General features: G+C 39.9%; 15 protein-coding genes. 3 read left to right on the forward strand and 12 right to left on the reverse strand.

What is annotated here, in order from left to right:
* The coding region (locus B5D46_RS08160) for a transposase (RefSeq protein WP_143675637.1) at positions 1 to 340 on the forward strand (340 nt) is incomplete at its 5' end.
* Between the two features lie 169 nt (positions 341 to 509).
* Here B5D46_RS08160 and B5D46_RS08165 read toward each other — a convergent pair.
* Together B5D46_RS08165 and B5D46_RS08170 are read right to left on the reverse strand one after the other, a co-directional pair.
* A complete protein-coding gene (locus B5D46_RS08165) occupies positions 510 to 2423 on the reverse strand; it encodes a fructose-bisphosphatase class III (RefSeq protein WP_078929037.1) in 1914 nt (637 codons plus the stop codon).
* Between the two features lie 66 nt (positions 2424 to 2489).
* Positions 2490 to 3689 (reverse strand): iron-containing alcohol dehydrogenase, encoded by a 1200-nt coding sequence (locus tag B5D46_RS08170; RefSeq protein ID WP_078929038.1) that lies wholly within the window; start codon positions 3687 to 3689, stop codon positions 2490 to 2492.
* A 221-nt stretch (positions 3690 to 3910) separates the two neighbouring features.
* Between B5D46_RS08170 and B5D46_RS08175 the strand changes: the two genes are divergently transcribed.
* On the forward strand, positions 3911 to 5050 hold the full coding sequence (locus tag B5D46_RS08175; protein ID WP_143675638.1) for an extracellular solute-binding protein: 1140 nt from the start codon (positions 3911 to 3913) through the stop codon (positions 5048 to 5050).
* Between the two features lie 74 nt (positions 5051 to 5124).
* Positions 5125 to 6549 (forward strand): MATE family efflux transporter, encoded by a 1425-nt coding sequence (locus B5D46_RS08180; RefSeq protein WP_268844394.1) that lies wholly within the window; start codon positions 5125 to 5127, stop codon positions 6547 to 6549.
* A gap of 107 nt (positions 6550 to 6656) precedes the next feature.
* On the opposite strand, the gene B5D46_RS08185 is transcribed toward B5D46_RS08180, so the two are convergent.
* The 10 genes from B5D46_RS08185 to B5D46_RS08230 form a co-directional block, all read right to left on the reverse strand.
* Complete coding sequence (locus B5D46_RS08185; protein WP_031491752.1) at positions 6657 to 6995, reverse strand: P-II family nitrogen regulator; 339 nt, start codon at positions 6993 to 6995, stop codon at positions 6657 to 6659.
* A gap of 15 nt (positions 6996 to 7010) precedes the next feature.
* The gene (locus B5D46_RS08190) at positions 7011 to 8312 is read right to left on the reverse strand and encodes an ammonium transporter (protein ID WP_078929041.1); all 1302 of its coding nucleotides are present in this window, start codon (positions 8310 to 8312) and stop codon (positions 7011 to 7013) included.
* Between the two features lie 334 nt (positions 8313 to 8646).
* Positions 8647 to 10164, reverse strand: coding sequence for an L-fucose/L-arabinose isomerase family protein (locus B5D46_RS08195; protein ID WP_078929042.1), 1518 nt, complete (start codon positions 10162 to 10164; stop codon positions 8647 to 8649).
* A 413-nt stretch (positions 10165 to 10577) separates the two neighbouring features.
* Positions 10578 to 12188, reverse strand: coding sequence for a tetratricopeptide repeat protein (locus B5D46_RS08200; protein ID WP_078929043.1), 1611 nt, complete (start codon positions 12186 to 12188; stop codon positions 10578 to 10580).
* A gap of 99 nt (positions 12189 to 12287) precedes the next feature.
* Positions 12288 to 13250, reverse strand: coding sequence for an OmpA family protein (locus B5D46_RS08205; protein WP_078929044.1), 963 nt, complete (start codon positions 13248 to 13250; stop codon positions 12288 to 12290).
* Positions 13251 to 13473: 223 nt separating this feature from the next.
* Positions 13474 to 14502: a substrate-binding domain-containing protein gene (locus B5D46_RS08210; protein WP_078929045.1), complete on the reverse strand. Its 1029-nt coding sequence runs from the start codon at positions 14500 to 14502 to the stop codon at positions 13474 to 13476.
* A 172-nt stretch (positions 14503 to 14674) separates the two neighbouring features.
* On the reverse strand, positions 14675 to 14884 hold the full coding sequence (locus tag B5D46_RS08215) for a hypothetical protein (protein ID WP_078929046.1): 210 nt from the start codon (positions 14882 to 14884) through the stop codon (positions 14675 to 14677).
* 3 nt (positions 14885 to 14887) lie between these two features.
* Positions 14888 to 15595 (reverse strand): DsbA family protein, encoded by a 708-nt coding sequence (locus tag B5D46_RS08220; RefSeq protein WP_078929047.1) that lies wholly within the window; start codon positions 15593 to 15595, stop codon positions 14888 to 14890.
* The gene (locus B5D46_RS08225) at positions 15579 to 16784 is read right to left on the reverse strand and encodes a multidrug effflux MFS transporter (RefSeq protein WP_078929048.1); all 1206 of its coding nucleotides are present in this window, start codon (positions 16782 to 16784) and stop codon (positions 15579 to 15581) included. Before B5D46_RS08225 ends, B5D46_RS08220 begins: the two co-directional genes overlap by 17 nt.
* A 79-nt stretch (positions 16785 to 16863) precedes the next feature.
* Positions 16864 to 17844 (reverse strand): BrxR family helix-turn-helix transcriptional regulator, encoded by a 981-nt coding sequence (locus B5D46_RS08230; RefSeq protein ID WP_031491743.1) that lies wholly within the window; start codon positions 17842 to 17844, stop codon positions 16864 to 16866.
* Between the last annotated feature and the right edge of the window lie 172 nt (positions 17845 to 18016).

Consider the following 18016-nt stretch of genomic DNA (forward strand, 5'->3'; position numbering starts at 1 on the left):
ACTCAATAAAGCCAATGAACTAAAGGAGCTGTTACCGGAAGTATATGAAGCTAACTCTAAGGATGAAGCAGAACGATTATGGACTGAATGGGTAAGGCTGGCAATGTCCTCTGGTGTTGAGGAAATAATGAAATTTGCTAAGAGTCAGAATGACCACTACAGAGACGGCATTACCAATGCCGGCATCTACCATATCAGGACAAGTGTTCTGGAAGGTATAAATAACAAGATAAAGGTTCTAAAGCGTGTAGCCTATGGGTACAGAGATTTAGATTATTTCTTTTTAAGAATAAGAAGTGCATTCAGAGGAAAGTTTACTCCAATCCCGACGATTGGATAGAAGAAAGCCCAGAATGAATTTTGTTATATTCAAATCTGGGCATTCCACAGATTCTCGGAAGAACCTTTATAAAGTGCAATGCACGATTTCAGCTTAATAAGAATAATTTTTGTTAAGATTCAAATTATTATAGGACAAGGCACGATGAGGATCGTGCCTAAAATGTTACTTACCTGGTGAGTTTTTCGGCAATTATTCCGTTTTCATACAGTTCCAGAAGATCATTAAGTTCACGGACTCTTTCCTTAAGCTCCTCTCCCCAGTCTGTATCTGCGACCTTCTTTCTTGGCTGATATTCCTCGACTGAAAGCTCTTCAAGATCTTCAATATCTCGCAGAGACTCAATGGCATCCTCTTTATTGGTAAAAGGAGCATGGGCCTTAAGATGCAGACAGTGTGAATTGTAAATCAGTGTGTAACCTGCAATTCCTGTCTTATCCTGATAGGCTCTGCAGAAACCACCGTCAATTACAAGAAGTTTTCCTCTTGCTCTGACAGGAGATTCCCCCTTCTTTGCCATGATCGGAGTATGACCGTTGATGATATGTCCCTTTTTAGGATTTAATCCGAACTCCTTTAAAATCATCTCGCATGTTTTTACCTGATGATAGTAGTCATAATAAGGATTACGAGGCTCGTTCAGAATTGAATCCTCTTTTATAAGGAGCTTCTCAAAGATCTTCATTCGTCTTCCGGATAGAGGAGATAAAGGTGCAGTCCACATGTACCAGAAGAAGTCCAGATGATCATTATCTCTTATGGTATAGCCTTCACGGATTTTTGTCTGACAGTAGTCTAAATAATCCCGTCCAGAAAGATATGTATCATTGCATTTTATCTTTAGAAATTCTCCGTTTTCATCTAAAGGAACACAGCCGTGATACAGAAGATTTCCGTTGTAGCACTTATACATGTCTCCTTTTGTGTACAGGAACTGGATGTGTTCTCTTAATCTTACAGAGCTTGTAAAGGAGGAAATCAGATCATCGATGATTTCCTGCTCTCCAGGAGAGAGTCTGTAGGGATCCTTTTCATCCACAGTAGGCATATCTGTAAAGTTCAGATGATAGGTTTTACCATCATTTAGCTTTAAGGTTCCTTTTTTCAGGTCCAGATTATCAAAGATCTTTAAATCCTGAAGATTGTACTCAGGATGTCTGTCTATAATAGCACCCATAAGCTTCATACCCATGACAGACAGAGCTTTCTGTAAAGCAGGATAATGCTCCTCCTCCTTATAGGTATGATTACTGAAGATAACAAGCTTGCGCAGTGAGATGCCATAGCCGTTCTCAAGCATCTTATAGTTGTTATAGCGGAGATTGTTTAAAAGTACATTGATGATACACATGCCGCTGCCGCAGGCTGCTCCCATCCACAGTACATCATGATTGCCCCACTGCAGATCCAGATGATGGTATGAGGCCAGCACATCCATGCATTTATCAGGACTAGGACCTCTGTCAAAAATATCTCCAAGAACATGCAGCTTGGCTACAGCGAGAGTTTTTATAAGCTCACAGACATCACGGATAAACAGTTCAGAGCTTCCGGTTTCAACAATTGTCTGAAGAATATTCTCGTGATACTGACGTCTTATATCATCCTCATCTGATTTAGAGTGCATCATCTCATCGATAATATAGGCAAACTTGGTCTTAATGATTGATCTGACCTTCTCTCGACTGTATTTTGAGGAGAAGAAATTACACATATCAATCAGATTAACGATAGTCTTTTTGATGTAAGCCTCTGTAAAGCGGTTATCCTTTTTAAGCTTTCTGATGACAGTTCCTGGATAGTAAATCAGGGTACAGAGCTCGTTCTGTTCCTTAAGAGTACTGTTTACAAGAACAATCTTTACCTTGTCCTTAATAACACCAGAGGCATTATTGATGATATGACAGAAAGCCTCATACTCTCCGTGAATATCTGATATGAAATGCTCTGTGCCTTTAGGAAGACTCAGCTCAGATTTAAGATTTATGAGTTTTGAATAAACTGAACAGCGGTTAGGATACTGAGACGCAAGAAGTCTTAACAGTCTTAGTCGCTGAGGATTTAGTTTTCTTGTAGCAGACATTTTCAACCTATGTTTGTAGTTGCTGTTAACGTTAATAGATATGTCCTAGGTTTCTTTTTTTAATTATTAATCTGAATACTTATAGTGAGCAGCTCTATAGTAGATTGCCTCACAATCCTTTCTGTAAAGAAGAACGAACTGTCCTTCAGTTCTGTTGACATCATCCACACCTAGCATGTTCAATAAATGAGGAATATCCTCCTCTTTAGCTCCGATTTCCTCAAAGGAAAGAGGCATTCCGATTGAATGCAGGAACTTTCTAAAGGCTTTAATGCCATCTCGAGCAGTTGATGACGGATCATCAAAATCCATGGAAATACCGAAAACTCGAACTGCAAACTGGGCAAATCTCATGACATCATGTTTGTATACATAATCCATCCAGGCAGGGAAAATTACAGCAAGACCTGCACCATGAGCCACATCATACAGTGCTGAAAGCTGATGCTCGATGTGATGGCTTGCCCAGTCCTGAACTCGGTCTACACCACATATATTGTTATGAGCAAGAGATCCTGCCCACATAATATTTGAACGGGCATCGTAATTTTTAGGATCGTTAATGGCAATAGGTGCATTTTCAATAATGGACTTTAAAAGTCCCTCACACATGTAGTCTGTAACGGTTACTCCCTTTGAGTTTGTAAAATAGCGCTCCAGAATATGAGCAATCATATCGGTAATACCGCAGGCTGTCTGATATTTGCTTACAGAATAGGTAAGCTCTGGAGCTAACACGGCAAAAAGAGGTCTGTTTAAAGGTGAGCCGCAGCCGTTTTTTACAACCCTGCCGTCTATCTCTTTTTCAATAACTGTAGAGAGTGAACTTTCTGAGCCTGCTGCAGGAATGGTTAACACACAGCCAACCTTTAAGGCTGTATGTGGCTTTCTCTTTTTTGTAAAGAAATCAAAAAAATCCCCATCATCAGGAATACCTAAAGCAATTGCCTTGGCTGTATCAATAACACTACCGCCACCAACAGCCAGGATAAAATCAATCTTTTTCTCCCGACCAATTTCAATACCTTTATATACAAGATCTGCTCTTGGATTAGGAAGAACTCCTCCTAAAAGTGAATAATCAATTGAATTTGTCTTAAGCTGCTCCTCTATTCTGTCAAGCAGACCTGATTTTTTTGCATGCTCACTTCCATATACTACAAGGACGTTCTTATAGCCGTAGCCTTTTACAATCTCACCGCATTTTGAACTGGTGCCCTGTCCGAATATATATTTTGTTGGAACAACAAATTCAAAGTTTTCCATGATTATTCCTTTTGTTCATTGAGACAAAAAAACTTCTTTTATATTATCATGTTATTGTTTTTTGAATTGATGAAAAAACGTAATCTGCAAGCAAAAGCAGAATTTTTTCATGTAATGTTTTCTAAAATAGAATTATCGGCATTCTGAATATTTTTCTATATTCACTTTTTGTTATACAATACGTATTTTAATCGTTTCTTTATCTACTTATGAGGATGAATATGAAGGTTGGATCAATTTGCCTTTTAACTACGGCTCTTGTTTGTGCTTCTGGCAGCGCAATGGCTGATAAAAGCGACAAGGTAAACATCTGGAACTGGAGTTATAACATTGGCGAGAATACTGTAGCAGACTTTGAAAAAGACACAGGTCTTAAGACCAGCTATGTAGAATATGATTCAAATGAGCTGCAGGAAACCCGTTTACTGGCAGGTAATACCGGATTTGATGCTGCTATTGTTGTAAGTTATAACGTTCCTCGTATGGCAAAGGCCGGTGCCCTGATGAAGATCGATCACTCAAAGATCCCTAACTGGGCAAAGCAGAACAAGGCTCGTTTAGAGAAGCTTGCAACCATCGACCCTAACAATGATTATGCATATCCTTATATCGAGATTTCTATCGGTATCGGCTATAACAAGCAGAAGGTAGAGCAGGTAATGGGCAAGGACTTCAAGTTTGAGTCATGGAATGATCTGTTCAACCCAGAAAACTCTGCCAAACTAAAGAAGTGCGGTATTGCAATTATCGATTCTCCAATTGAGGTTATCTCAGCAGTTCAGCATTATCTGAACAAGCCACCTCGCTCAGAGAAGGCTGAGGATTATGAGGAGGCAAGAAAGATTCTGACCTCACTTGCATCCAATACAGCCTATTTCCAGTCTAACCGTTATGTAACAGATATCGCATCAGGTGAAATCTGTGTTGCCATCGGTTATTCAGGTGACTTTATTCAGGCCCGTCATCTGGCACAGCATGGCAAGCACAAATATGATGTTGACTATGTTATTCCAAAGGAAGGCTCTATTATGTGGTTTGACAGCTGGACTGTACCACGCGGAGCCAAGAACGTAGACAATGCCATGACCTGGTTCAACTGGCTTTTAGATCCAAAGAATGCATCAGCTCTATCTGATGAGATCGGATACATCATGCCTGTAGATGAGGCAATGCAGAATCTGTCTGAGGAACTTCGTGCAAATCCAAGCATCATGCTTTCTGATGAGAAGCTCAAGACCATGTACTTCATGCAGGAAACCTCTCAGAAGACCTCTAAGATTGTAAGCAATGTCTGGAACACCATGAAGATGGATTCAGAGAAGAGCCGTGGCGGCCAGGACAATGCCAACGGCTGGGATTAGTTTTTTAATCTGAGTTTACAGAACACGTTCTGCTGTATCATGATATTAAGCTGAACGTGTTTTTATTTTTTGATATGTTTGCACCTGTATACAAAAAAGAATTAAAAACACAGCTCCGTCTGTTTGTCCCTTTTCTCATAGCTCAGATGTCATCTACTGCCATGAGTACTGTAGATACGATTATGGCAGGTCTTGCCGGTACAATTGACCTCTCCGGTGTAGCTATTGCCTGCTCTTTCTACTGGCCTGCATATATGTTTTTGGCAGGTGTAGCCTACGGTGTAGCCCCAACTGTTTCACATCTTCTGGCAACAAAGAATATCCGCTTTATGCAGCAGAGTCTCTTCAATGCCATGGTGATAATTACAATACTCGGCTTTATAACAGCTGTTATTCTGAGTTTAAGTCATCTTGTTTTCAGATTTGTACCATCTGATCCGATGATGATAGAGGTAGCAACCAACTATCTGTATTTTGTATCCATTGCTCTACCTGCAACAGCAATCTACAACGGCTATATTTCCTATGCTGAAGGCTTATCAATTACCAAGCCAGCTCTATATCTTGGTTTACTGCAGCTTGTATTAGATATCCCTCTGAACTATATCTTTATTTTCGGAAAATTCGGTATGCCTGCTCTTGGTGGTGCCGGCTGCGGACTTACAAGCGGACTTATCAATATCTTTACCTGCATCTGTCTTGTAATCTATATCGTAAAATCTAAAAACATAGGTCAGTATCGGGTACACAAGAATGTCAGAATCCTGGATAAGGAGATCATAAAACAGTTTTTAAAGCTTGCTATGCCTTTAGGTATCTCAAGAACTGTTGAAGTTGCGGGCTTCTCTCTTGCTGCAGTTATTCTGAGTCCATTCGGCCCTACCGTTGTGGCTTCACATTCAATTACCCTGAATGTATCAAGTCTTATCTACATGATCCCTCTTTGTCTTGGACTTACTGCAACTATCAGAACTGCATCGGCAATGGGCATAAAAAACTGGGATAAGGCGGTTGTAGTGTGCAAGGTGATAATGACTTTAAACATGGCATGTCTGATTGTATATCTGTCAGTTATCCTGTTGTTAAAGGATAAGATTGCTGCCTTATATTCAAATGATCCTAAAGTTCTAGCTGTCACCTCCTTTCTGATGATTCTAAACTGCATTTATATGCTGCCAGATTCAATACAGTGTGTTTTAGGCGGTATACTTCAGGGCTTTAAGGATTCTAAGATTATCCTTATCAATACAGTCTTATCTTTCTGGTGTATCGGTCTGCCATTAGGCTATGTATTATCCTGGGGAATTATAGGAGAGAGACTGGAAGCATCTGGTATCTGGATAGGCTTTATCTGTGCCCTGACCTTCTCTGCTATTTTCTTTACCTCCAGAACCTTCTATATATTGAAGTACAGAAAAGCTCCAAAGCTCCTGCTTTTGAACTATGAGCTTGATAAAAAGAAAGCTTTGGATCAGAGCCATACTGATTCTGAGAGATAGGATAAATTTTATATTTCAGACAAAAAGATGGCGTCCCAAAAGTGAGGCGCCATTTTCAATATACCCAAAAAACTTTTTATTATTCAATCTGTGTTGCTATTCATTCATTAAATAGCTTCGTCATTCTCTTCGCCGGTACGGATTCTGATTACACGACTTACATCTGAGATGAAGATCTTGCCATCACCAATCTTACCCGTATAGGCTGATTTGATAATTGCATCCACACAATCATCAAGCTGCTCATCGGTGGTTACAATCTCAAGCTTGCACTTTGGAAGAAAATCAACCACGTATTCAGCTCCACGATAAAGCTCGGTATGTCCTTTCTGTCGTCCAAAGCCCTTGGCTTCGGAAACAGTGATTCCTGAAATACCAATATCTGATAAACTCTCGCGAACGTCGTCCAGTTTGAATGGCTTTATGATAGCTACTATTCTTTTCATTTTGAAAATCCCCTATTAAAGATTGTATCCACGCTCGCCGTGAGAGGCCAGATCAAGACCTTCAGATTCCTCATCAGAAGAAACTCTGAGACCAACAAGCTTCTTGGCAACATAGAAAGCGATAACTGATGCTACGAATGACCAGACGATTGAAATCAGGATTGAAACTGTCTGACCGTAGGTTTGTCCCAGAATAGAGGTCCACTCTCCCTTAAAGCCTGCACCGCCTAATTCAGGAGCACAGAATACACCGGTTAGAATACCGCCACAGATAGCACCTAAACCATGGATACCGAAAACATCCAGTGAATCATCAATCTTAAGAAGTCTCTTAAAGCCGTGAACTCCCCATAGACAGATAATACCGCAGGCAATGCCGATAACAATTGCACCAGCTGGACTTACGAAAGCGCATGCAGGAGTGATACCAACCAAACCTGCAATAACACCGGAAGCTGTACCTAAGGTTGAAGGCTTCTTGAAGATAATCCACTCACAGATCATCCAGGTTAAGGCTGCTGCAGCAGGACATAGAACAGTGTTGATGAAAGCTAAGGCACTGACACCGTCTGCACACAGCTCTGAACCGGCATTAAAGCCTAACCAGCCAATCCACAGCAGACATGCTCCGATATAGGTAAAGCCAAGGTTATGTGGAGTCATGACAACTTTACCTAAATCATTTCTTCTGCCTAACATGAATGCACCGGTAATACCACATACAGCTGCGTTGATGTGAACAACAGTACCGCCGGCAAAATCATAAGACATGAAAACGGTGTCAATGAAACCGCCGCCCCATACCTGATGAGCAAGTGGAGCGTAAGATAAAACAATCCAGATTGAAAGTGCAATCAGTACAGCTGAGAACTTAACACGCTCAACGGTAGCACCTACAACAAGACAGGATGAAATAGCACAGAAGGCTCCCTGGAAGATTACAAAGGTAAGCTCTGAGATGGAGCCTGATAATGAATCAGGAGTGATTTTAGCTAAAAATGATTTTGATAGTTCACCAAAGAAGCTTCCTAAAGCTCCGTCAGTACCGCCAAAGGCTATTGAATAACCTACAGCAAACCAGAGTAGAATTGCGATACAGAAAACCGCAAGAGTCTGTTCAATGGTTGATAGAACGTTCTTTGCTCTGGTAAGTCCTGAATAGAAAAGACCGATTCCTGGAATAGACATCAGTAAAACCAGCATTGCAGACATCAGAATAAAGCCGTTATCTGTCTGACTTAGAGTATCCTCAGCTAAAGCGCTTTGTGTTAGTAAATACAGTGGCAGCACTGTACCGATTTTTAATGATCGTTTCATAAATTACCTCACTAAATTTTTTCTATGGATTTACGATACTCAAAAATTATTTCGAGATAAATTTGAAAAATCATCTTGCACCAATATTTACATGGTTAATATGTATCTGCACTAAATTAATGCTGATTTTAGGCAATTTTGCACCAAGAAAATCTGTGTAAAATGGGCGTTTTATATGAAATATTAGCTTGAATTATAATGTTTTTTACCTAATTTACAGGTCTTAAAACAAAGGATTAAATAGACAAAAAAATAGATTCAGTTGATTGGGAATACACGCTTAAAAACAAAAAAGCCAGGGACTAGCCCTGGCACAAAATTTAAACAAAGATTATTAAGCAAATGGATTTTCTGTTGGGTATAGAACACCTGCAGGCTGATTGTAGTTAACAGTTTCAATACCTAACATGTTGAAGATGTTGTACAGTGCCTTACCAACGTGGCTGAATGCAACTGCACCGTGGTGAGGATAACGCTTCTCAATCAGAACGTGACGGTAGAAACGTCCCATCTCTGGAATTGCGAAGATACCGATACCACCGAATGAACGTGTACCTACTGGTAGAACCTCACCCTCAGCTACATAAGCCTGAAGCTTGGTATCTGGAGTGGTCTGTAGTCTGAAGAAGGTAATTGGACCTGCAGTCAGATCACCCTCTAGAGTACCACGGGTAAAGTCTGGGGTTGAACCTGCTGGCTCTAACAGACGGTGCTGAATGATCTGATAGTTGATCTTGCCTAGCTTCATGTTGCAGCTGTCAGTTGTGGTCAGCTTGCAGAATGGAGTATTACCGCAGTGGAAGCCCATGAAGGTGTCAGTTAGCTTGTACTCTGAGAACTTAGGCTTGATATCCTCGTTGAATAAATCCTGAGGAACTGAGTTGTTGATATCAAGTAAGGTTACAGCATCTTCAGTTACACATGCACCGATGTACTCTGATAAAGCACCGAAGATATCTACCTCACATGCTACAGGCATACCGCGGGATGCTAAACGTGAGTTTACATAGCAAGGCTCGAAACCGAACTCCTCTGGGAATGCTGGCCAGCACTTGTCAGCAAATACTACATACTTACGTGAACCCTTGTGCTGTTCTGCCCAGTCAACTAAGGTTAACTCAAACTGAGCCATTCTCTCTAGCATATCTGGATAGGTATTACCGTTGGTACCTAATTCTTTAGCCATGTCAGCAGCTACATCCTTAATACGAGGATCGCCGGCATGCTTTCTGTAAGCTACCAGTAAGTCAAGCTCTGAGTTTTCTTCGATTTCTACACCGATATCATATAAGCCCTTGATTGGAGCGTTACATGCGAAGAAGTCCTGAGGACGTGGACCGAAGGTGATGATCTTAAGATTTGCTAAACCGATCAGAGTGCGAGCAACAGGAAGGAAGTCTGCAACCATATCAGCGATGTCTGAAGCGGTGCCAACTGGATATTCAGGAATGAAGCCCTTTAGCTTACGTAGACCTAAGTTGTATGAGCAGTTTAACATACCGCAGTATGCGTCACCACGACCATCGATAAGATCATTGCCGGTTTCCTCTGCTGCTGCAACAAACATACAAGGACCATCAAAGAACTTTTTAATCAGAGTTTCTGGAGTTTCTGGACCAAAGTTTCCTAAGAATACAACCAAAGCATTGCAACCTGCATTCTTTGCCTCTTCTACAGCCTTTATTGCATCATTTTCATTTTCAACGGTAACTTTGATTTCGTTAATCTTGATACCCTTATCCTGGCAGGCCTTAACAACTGCAGCGCGACGACGCTCTGACAGTGAACGGATAAAACAGTCTCTTGATACAGCGATTACGCCAAGATTTACATTAGGGATATTTGGTAGCATTGTTTATGTTCCTCTTTAGTGGATTTTGTTTTTATGGAAACTTATGTTGTTCCTTATGTGTGTATATTTATAAATTAATTTAAATTGCATTGCAATAAAAATCGCAAACGTTTACGAAAATCTATATATATTTAGTTTTAATTTTGTCTATAGATCACACTTTTCCATTTTATATTGCTATTTTAAATGGTTAGTTCACTTGAATACAGATCACAAAATTTGTAAAGCAAGGCTTAAAAATCGCAATCATGCAAAAGGATTTTTAGTTGATATTGCGGAACTTTTCTGAGGATTTGTAGGGACAGAAAATAAAATTTAAAGATAAAAGCGTAATAAATCGGATTCTATAGAATCCATATAAGACAACAGCTCCGTTTTTGGAGCTGCTGATTGATTATCCAGGTAATGACTTCCTAGTAGAATTCGTCGAAGTTGTTAAGAATGGTTTCAAAATCAATGTTATATTTATCATAGTTGGATGGAAGTGTTGGCATTGATGCTGAGATTTCCATAACCGCCTGAGGCATGAAAGCCTTGGCACCGGTGGTTGGATTGTACATATCAAGGATCTGGGTAATCTCAGGATATAAAAGCTTCTCACCATTGATTTCAATATCCTCAGGCTTATCAAGCTTTTCTACGTAGTTTTTTCCAAGGTCGGCTATGAACTCGTCTGTATATCTGTCTCTGTCATCCTTTTGTGGAACATAGTAGCTAAGTGCTCCGCTTTCCTTCTGCTCATGATACATCTTGGCCTCAGGTGCCCCCTCGGCAAAGCAGTATTTTCCCATGTACTGATCTGAAATAAGCGCTATTGCCTGATTGAATACTCGCTTGGAATCAACATCTGTGTTATAGGTGAAATACTTAAGCATTGCACCTACGGACTGAACTCCGCTGGTTTTTAGATCATAAAGAATTGATAAGGCTTCTGTCTGATCTGTAGCCACGCCCATGCCGTTCATCATCATAAGCGCATATAGAATTCCGCCTGTAGTATCACCGCAGTCATAGGCCTGCTTAAAAATATCTGCAGCAGCAGAGGCTATCTTTGAAAAATCCTTGGTTTTGATAATTGCGTTAACACCTACAGCTGTTAAAGCTGGTCCATAGTTCATCTTGGCAGCGTTCTTCATATAACGCATACCTTCAGCATAGGAGGTCTTTTTACCCTGACGAAGACGAATCAGTCCTAATGAATAATTTGCAGCAGGCTCATGCTTTTTGGCCGCATCCTCAAAATATCTCATAGCTGTACGATAGTCTCGACGTTTGCCGTAGCCGTACCAAAGTAATGATGCAAGTCTTGTCTGAGCCTCTAAAATGCCGCTGTTTTTTGCATCCTCCCAGGATTTAGCCGCACTCTTTGGGGAGAGATCATTCTCCTCACCTAAAAAGTCCAGATCCCCTCGATATAAAAGCGCAATTGTAGAGCCTTTTTTCTGAGCCTCATCCACCATGCGGATATAATCCTGCTTGTTCATACACAGACTGATGGATTTTTCGTACATGGATAAAAGAGGATTGTGATTCTTTAAATACTCCTCTGAGTAGGATTTCATAGCCTCATCAAAGAAGAACAGAGCAGAGCCAGCTCCCTGAGCATTACCATATCCTAGTAAAGAAAGATATCCCATTACCTCGTAGGAGCCATGAATCTCTGGATATTTGGCTGTCTCACGACAGTAGTCAAGAGCCTTGGTGAAATTGCCTGACTTGGCACTTAGCCAGGCTAAAAATGGGTAAGCCTCTGGAGCCTTAAGATAGGTTGCCTTTAAAAGCAGTGACTGCGCTTTATGGAAGTTTCCATCCTCCATGGCCTTCATGCCTGCAACAACGTAAGCCTCTCGGGTTGCGCGGTTATACTCAAGATATCCTGTGACAATAAGTCCAACACCACCACCCAATAGCAGAATGATGGAAAAGATGATAAGAAGGATCTTATTCTTGGAGAGGAAGCTTTTGAATTTCTCCTTAAACGGTCTCTTATCCTTTACTTTTTTCTCTTTCTTCTTGCCAGCCATGTCAGATCCTGAGCATTACCTTTTTTTATCTATTTCAATTTTAAGTTATTATTCTGATTTTTCTAAAATTTCTTTGTTTTTTTTGAAATAATCCAAATACTAGTCACCATCTCCGGTATCAGCACCTACATCAGGAATATTTACCTCCATATCCTTGTTTATCATTGCATTGTCTCTTTCAAGAGAAATCAGTGCATTTCGTGAGGTTGCCGCCTCATTGGATATAGGATTCTCATCCTTGGTGTTTAAGGTTAAAGCATTGAATGGAACAATCTCAATAATGTCATCTTTAATACCGATATCGGTATATGCCTTTTTAAGTGCATCAGCTCTGTCCTTGGCAAGATTGATATTATCCTGAGCCTTAGACATATCATAGGCATACGCTCTGATGCTTATCTTGATGATTGATTTGTCATACTTTAAGTATTCAACCTGATCGTTGAGCATATCCTGTGATTTAGCTGTAAGCTCTGTTGACTGATATTTAAATACCAGAGGCATCATGCGGATATCATTATAGTTGACTCTGATAAGCTGTTCCTGACAGGAAAGATATTTCTTGTAGGCCTCCTTAAAGCCCAGAGGATTTAAGGTTGGAACAATATTCTCACCTGATGCCAGCTTCTTATCTGTATAAGGCATTAAAATCTGATTACCATGGTCAAGCTCTGAGAGCAGCTTCCAGGATAAGGTAGGTCCGATATATGGGTTAAATCCGGCGTATAAATCGATTTTTCCCAGTAATCTTTCTGCTCCTGATGAATTCCAGTCAGGCTTTGCAGCTATAAATCTCATTGAAGATGCCTGCCCTATTCCAAGCTTTGGATGAAGAGTCATGGCTGAACGCAGATCACGTCCGCCGTATGTCATAAAATTGGCAAAACCATAGGATGGAATGTCAAAGATAAGACGACAGGCAATGCGGCTGGTCTCATTTGACCAGAGCTTTTTTGCCGCCTGCGGCTCCATAGGGGCACTGTACCTTATCTGCCCATAACCGGTTGAAATTGCAACAGATATGGCTAAACAAAGGTATTTCAATACGCTGTTTATCTTCATAATCAAACCTGACTTAGAGGAATTCTTAAGGAAAAATTCATACCTAATTAAGTATAAGCAATAATAGTGCCAGTTAATGCTTTAAAATCATGTAATTGTAATTTTTGAGAACAAAAGCTATATCCATGTATCATCGATTTGTCTTATGTCTCAGTCTGTACATAAAAGAAAAGCACACTTCTAAGGACTAGACAGTGTGCTCTATCATATCTTTGAAAATATACTAGCGTCTTGCCTTAGCTACATTTGATTTATCAATCAGCTCAGGCATACACAGATAGGTGTCAACAATCTTGGCACCATTGTCATAGGTGGAGGTATCGTTGATTTCAACCGGCTGTCCCTTTGACATGTTGGTTACCATGCTGACGATAGTGTTGCACAGCTCATTTGGGTTCTTGAAAATAGTCATAGCCTGCTCGCCATTTTCAATACTGTCCAAAGCCTCAGGAACTGCATCCTGTCCTGTTACTACAGGCATATTAGATGAATCATAGCCATTGCGCTTTAAAGCGAAAAGAACACCAGATGAAATACAGTCAGCAGGACAGAGAACACCATCTAAACGGGTCTTGCCTGGACCATATCCAACTTTTTCGATAAGTTCGCCCATACGCTTGTTGGCCTCAGTGGTTGACCAGTCAGGAGTATTAACCTCCTCAGGAGTGGTCTGACCAGATCTGATTACAGCCTGACCGCTCTGAATGTATGGTCTGAGTTCATCCATAGCGCCCTTCCAGAAGAATCTAGCGTTATTGTCTGTTAAGGATCCATAGAATAGCTCAATATTCTTAGGGGTAGAGGTAGTAGCAAGATTTAGCTTGTCTACAAGATATTTGCCCTGCATATGGCCAACCATTTCATTGTCAAAGGTTGCATAGTAGGATACTGCTGGTGTCTTGGTTATCAGACGGTCATAGCTGATAACAGCTACGCCCTTTGATTTTGCAAAACCAAGAGAGTCTGACATGGCAGCACCGTCAATGGCACCGACAACCAGAACATTTACACCTAAATTGGTAAGACGGATAATCTGTTTATTCTGCAGATCAATATCGCCGTCTCCACCATAAAACAATTCAACGTCAAAACCGGCATTTTTCAGCTTATTCTGAAGTAACACACCCTCGTTATACCAACGGTCTTCATTCTGTGTTGGCATAGCTAAACCGACTTTGTAGGCGTGAACCTGTGGTGCAATAAACATCATTGCAGCAACTGTGCTACAGGAAAGCAGCTTAACTAATTTCATTAGAAAACTCCAATAATAATCAAACAGACATGTCTATATTTTTTATAGTTAATAGGATCTAAGATTTCAAAAAAAATCTAATTAATTAACGGCTTATAATCACTTTTTTTTATAATATTTATCTATAAAATGCCGTATATCACAAATATCATAGGGTGAATTTGTTATTTTTTTATTCGGAAGGTGAATTTTTGGTATTTGTATTTTTATTGTTTTTATTAGAAGAATTCTTAAGAGCGAGTTTCTTTTCCTGTTCTCTCTGAGCAAGAATTTCCTTTAAAGGTCCTTCTTCAAGTCGTTTCTGCTCTTTTAAGGCATTATAGGTCGTGCCTATTATAAACAGAACAGGAATTGCTATAACTAGAATTAACAGATAATTCATAAACTATTTCAAAACTGACTTTAGCTGATCGTAACTGGTAATAGCGCCACGGATCTCCTGACCATCAATAATCAGGTAAGGTGTTCCTGAAATCTTAAGCTTAAAGCTGTCCTTTATATTCTCATCAATAGTGTTCTTTGAGGATGAAATTTTCTTAACCACAGCGTCATAATCAGCACCTATATTCTTGAAAAGTGCCTTTACAGATTCTTCGTCGGCCTTTTTATTGTCCGGAGTCATAAAGTGCTTGTGGAACTTGAAATACATATTAGGATCGGTGTCATAAAGAGCCTGTCCTAAATAGGCTAGCTGAGCAGATTCAGCTCTGATTACAGGAATATTCACATATATAATCTGCAGCTCATATTCCTTTAGAGCTTTCTCAAAAAAGGGCTCCATAACCTTGCAGTAGCCACAGTTGAAATCAAAGAACTCAATAATATAATGCTTTGAATTCTTCTTACCTAAGAAAGGATGTCTGTCTGAGGCTCTGTAATCTTTGATAATGTCCAAAAAGGCCTGCTGAGTCTTAAGCTGCTCATCTCTTTCAAGCTTTTTCATGGCGTTGATTATGATCTCTGGATGATTGGATACATAATCATCGATAATAGCTTCAATTTCCTTTTTAGTATCAGCGTCAATTGGGGCAGCATATGAAGCAGAGCTTGCTAAAAGAGTTGCAGTAATTATAGTTTTAAGCAGTTTTTTCATGTTTGTTCCTTTCAGACAATGCTATTTTCAAAAGAATAATAGCAACAATGACACATGATAGCAGATTTATACCAAGTGGCAACATTGAATTCTCTCCCATTATTCCTACGAAAGGAGAGACCATGGAGCCAAACAGGAAATACAGAACACCAAATAAGCCTGAAGCTGCTCCTGCACCACCTTTCTTATAGCTCATGACAATTCCAAAGCCTGCAGCCTGAGAAACAGCCATCATACTGCAGTAAACTGCAAGTGTTAAAAGCACAAAGATATAATTTGATGGCACCACCAAAGCTTCTATGAGCATTAAAGCTGCTGCAGTGAACATAATCAGATATGCACCTTTAACAACTCTCTCCTCTCCGAAGCGACGGGAAACTCTTCCTGCTGTAGCACCGGTAATTGAAATACAGATAGAGATAAATGCAAAGGTACATGAGTACTCAAAAGGAGTCATGCCGTAGACTACCTGAAAGACAAATGGAGATGCTGCAAGATATGAGAAGAAACCTCCCATGATTGAGGCAAGTGATAAAGCTACAAGCATGAACTTTGGATTTAAGAGTTCAACCTTTATCAAAAGCAGAGATGCCCTGATATTTTCCTGTCTTTTATCCACAGGAAGTGATTCTGGTACAAAAAGCTTTGTAGCAATGATAAGGAGAATGCCCCATACAACAAGTACATAGAAAATAACCTGCCATGGAGCAAAGCTTATGATAAAGGATCCTATGATAGGAGCAAGAATAGGTGCCAATGAGTTTATGGACATTAAAAATGCCATAAAGCTTGTAAGCTCATTGCCCTTGAACTTATCACAGGCAATAGATCGTGTAAGAACAATTCCGCCTGCAGCAGATATTCCCTGAAAGAGTCTCATTACAATAAAAAGAATCACTGAATCAGAGATGGCACAGAAGAATGAAGTAACTGTAAAGATAACCAGTGATACATATAAAGGCAGTATTCTGCCGTAGGCATCTGATAATGGGCCGATTATAAGCTGTCCTATTGCCAGACCTAAAAAAGATGCGGTTAAAGATGACTGAACAAGTGATGGTGAGGTCTGAAAATAATCCATGATTGACGGCATGGATGGAAGATACAGATCAGAGCACATTGGAGCAAAGGCACAAAGCATTCCCAATGTGAAAACATAAACAAAATAGGATAACTTTGAAGATTTCATTTTGCAGAACCAAAATAAGAGAAATTAAAAAGTGCCGGTATTCTAATATAAGAATTCCGGCACAGGTATACAGATCTCTTTATTTTGTCTTTAATAATGAAAAAATTTCCTTTTCATTATCCAGAACAAGCTGTCTTTCAATTGCCGGTAGTTTTTTATAATCCTCGGTTAGCTTTAGATTTCTTACAGCATAAAACAGCAGAGCCTTACGAACCTCATGCTCGATAAAACCGTTCTTGCCGATACCGTAATCCAGCGCTAAGGCATTCTTTTCATTATCACTAAGCTCAGGGTTAATCTTTAGCTTTAATACTACCTTCTCGTTCCAGTCAGCATCAGATGCGCCATCGGTTCCAACCTCTCTGAAACCGTTGCCAAGAGGATCTGGAAAACGGTCATTTGGTGCCATGATCTTTGGTGTATCTGCAGACTTGATTCTTGATAGAACATAGTCACGGAATTCATGTCTGTCATAGCAGTAGGCTCTGATATGCCATCTGTAGCCATCATAGGCAAAGGAGTGCGGAGCAATCAGATAGTCCATGTATTTACCCTGAGATAAAGACATGTAGACAATGTGCATTGCCATGTGCTCGTTAATAGCATCAATCAGATTGAATAACAGCTTGGCATCAACTCTTCTCTTTGGTGGAACCAGAGTAGATGCGGCTACAGGGAATCTGCCATTAAAGAAATTACGTGAATCTGATAATGAATCACGGGCAATTAAAGCAAGATCCTCTAAGAACAGATCTGGTGAACACTCATCCGGGAAGACTGGTTTGAAGTCTTCTGTACGGACATAAAGCTTCTTGTGAACATCGTAACGAAGATTCTCTCTTGAAGGCTTACAGTTTTTAACCAGCTCACGATAGTAAGAGAAATCAAGTGAAGACTGAGGTACAGAAATACCAAAGAAATTAACAAGATCTGAACGGTTGATTTTGCCCTCTACACTTAGACGAAAATCAATAAACTCCATACGTCTTCTTCTGCTCCATTTGTTTGGAGCCATTTCAGGTTTATCTGATTTCTGGACATTAACGTCTTTTTTTACCATAAAAACTGTTCCTTTTATAAAGAGCTTTACAGTTGAGCTATTATTTACAAATTAAGAATTAGAACATAAACAGACAGGAGAAAAGTAAAATTGCCCTATCTCATGAATGTTACTATATCAATTGTCTTAATTTTATAACAAAGATGACTATATGTATAGTTATTCTATTAGA

It is taken from the genome of Succinivibrio dextrinosolvens DSM 3072 (genome assembly GCF_900167015.1).
Taxonomy (GTDB): domain Bacteria; phylum Pseudomonadota; class Gammaproteobacteria; order Enterobacterales; family Succinivibrionaceae; genus Succinivibrio; species Succinivibrio dextrinosolvens.

What these genes read in the sequence shown, in the direction of transcription:
- B5D46_RS08165 (WP_078929037.1), bottom strand. Translation starts at nt 2,423, where the DNA reads ATGTCTGCTACAAGAAAACTAAATCCTCAGCGACTAAGACTGTTAAGA.
- B5D46_RS08170 (WP_078929038.1), bottom strand. Translation starts at nt 3,689, where the DNA reads ATGGAAAACTTTGAATTTGTTGTTCCAACAAAATATATATTCGGACAG.
- B5D46_RS08175 (WP_143675638.1), top strand. Translation starts at nt 3,911, where the DNA reads ATGAAGGTTGGATCAATTTGCCTTTTAACTACGGCTCTTGTTTGTGCT.
- B5D46_RS08180 (WP_268844394.1), top strand. Translation starts at nt 5,125, where the DNA reads ATGTTTGCACCTGTATACAAAAAAGAATTAAAAACACAGCTCCGTCTG.
- B5D46_RS08185 (WP_031491752.1), bottom strand. Translation starts at nt 6,995, where the DNA reads ATGAAAAGAATAGTAGCTATCATAAAGCCATTCAAACTGGACGACGTT.
- B5D46_RS08190 (WP_078929041.1), bottom strand. Translation starts at nt 8,312, where the DNA reads ATGAAACGATCATTAAAAATCGGTACAGTGCTGCCACTGTATTTACTA.
- B5D46_RS08195 (WP_078929042.1), bottom strand. Translation starts at nt 10,164, where the DNA reads ATGCTACCAAATATCCCTAATGTAAATCTTGGCGTAATCGCTGTATCA.
- B5D46_RS08200 (WP_078929043.1), bottom strand. Translation starts at nt 12,188, where the DNA reads ATGGCTGGCAAGAAGAAAGAGAAAAAAGTAAAGGATAAGAGACCGTTT.
- B5D46_RS08205 (WP_078929044.1), bottom strand. Translation starts at nt 13,250, where the DNA reads ATGAAGATAAACAGCGTATTGAAATACCTTTGTTTAGCCATATCTGTT.
- B5D46_RS08210 (WP_078929045.1), bottom strand. Translation starts at nt 14,502, where the DNA reads ATGAAATTAGTTAAGCTGCTTTCCTGTAGCACAGTTGCTGCAATGATG.
- B5D46_RS08215 (WP_078929046.1), bottom strand. Translation starts at nt 14,884, where the DNA reads ATGAATTATCTGTTAATTCTAGTTATAGCAATTCCTGTTCTGTTTATA.
- B5D46_RS08220 (WP_078929047.1), bottom strand. Translation starts at nt 15,595, where the DNA reads ATGAAAAAACTGCTTAAAACTATAATTACTGCAACTCTTTTAGCAAGC.
- B5D46_RS08225 (WP_078929048.1), bottom strand. Translation starts at nt 16,784, where the DNA reads ATGAAATCTTCAAAGTTATCCTATTTTGTTTATGTTTTCACATTGGGA.
- B5D46_RS08230 (WP_031491743.1), bottom strand. Translation starts at nt 17,844, where the DNA reads ATGGTAAAAAAAGACGTTAATGTCCAGAAATCAGATAAACCTGAAATG.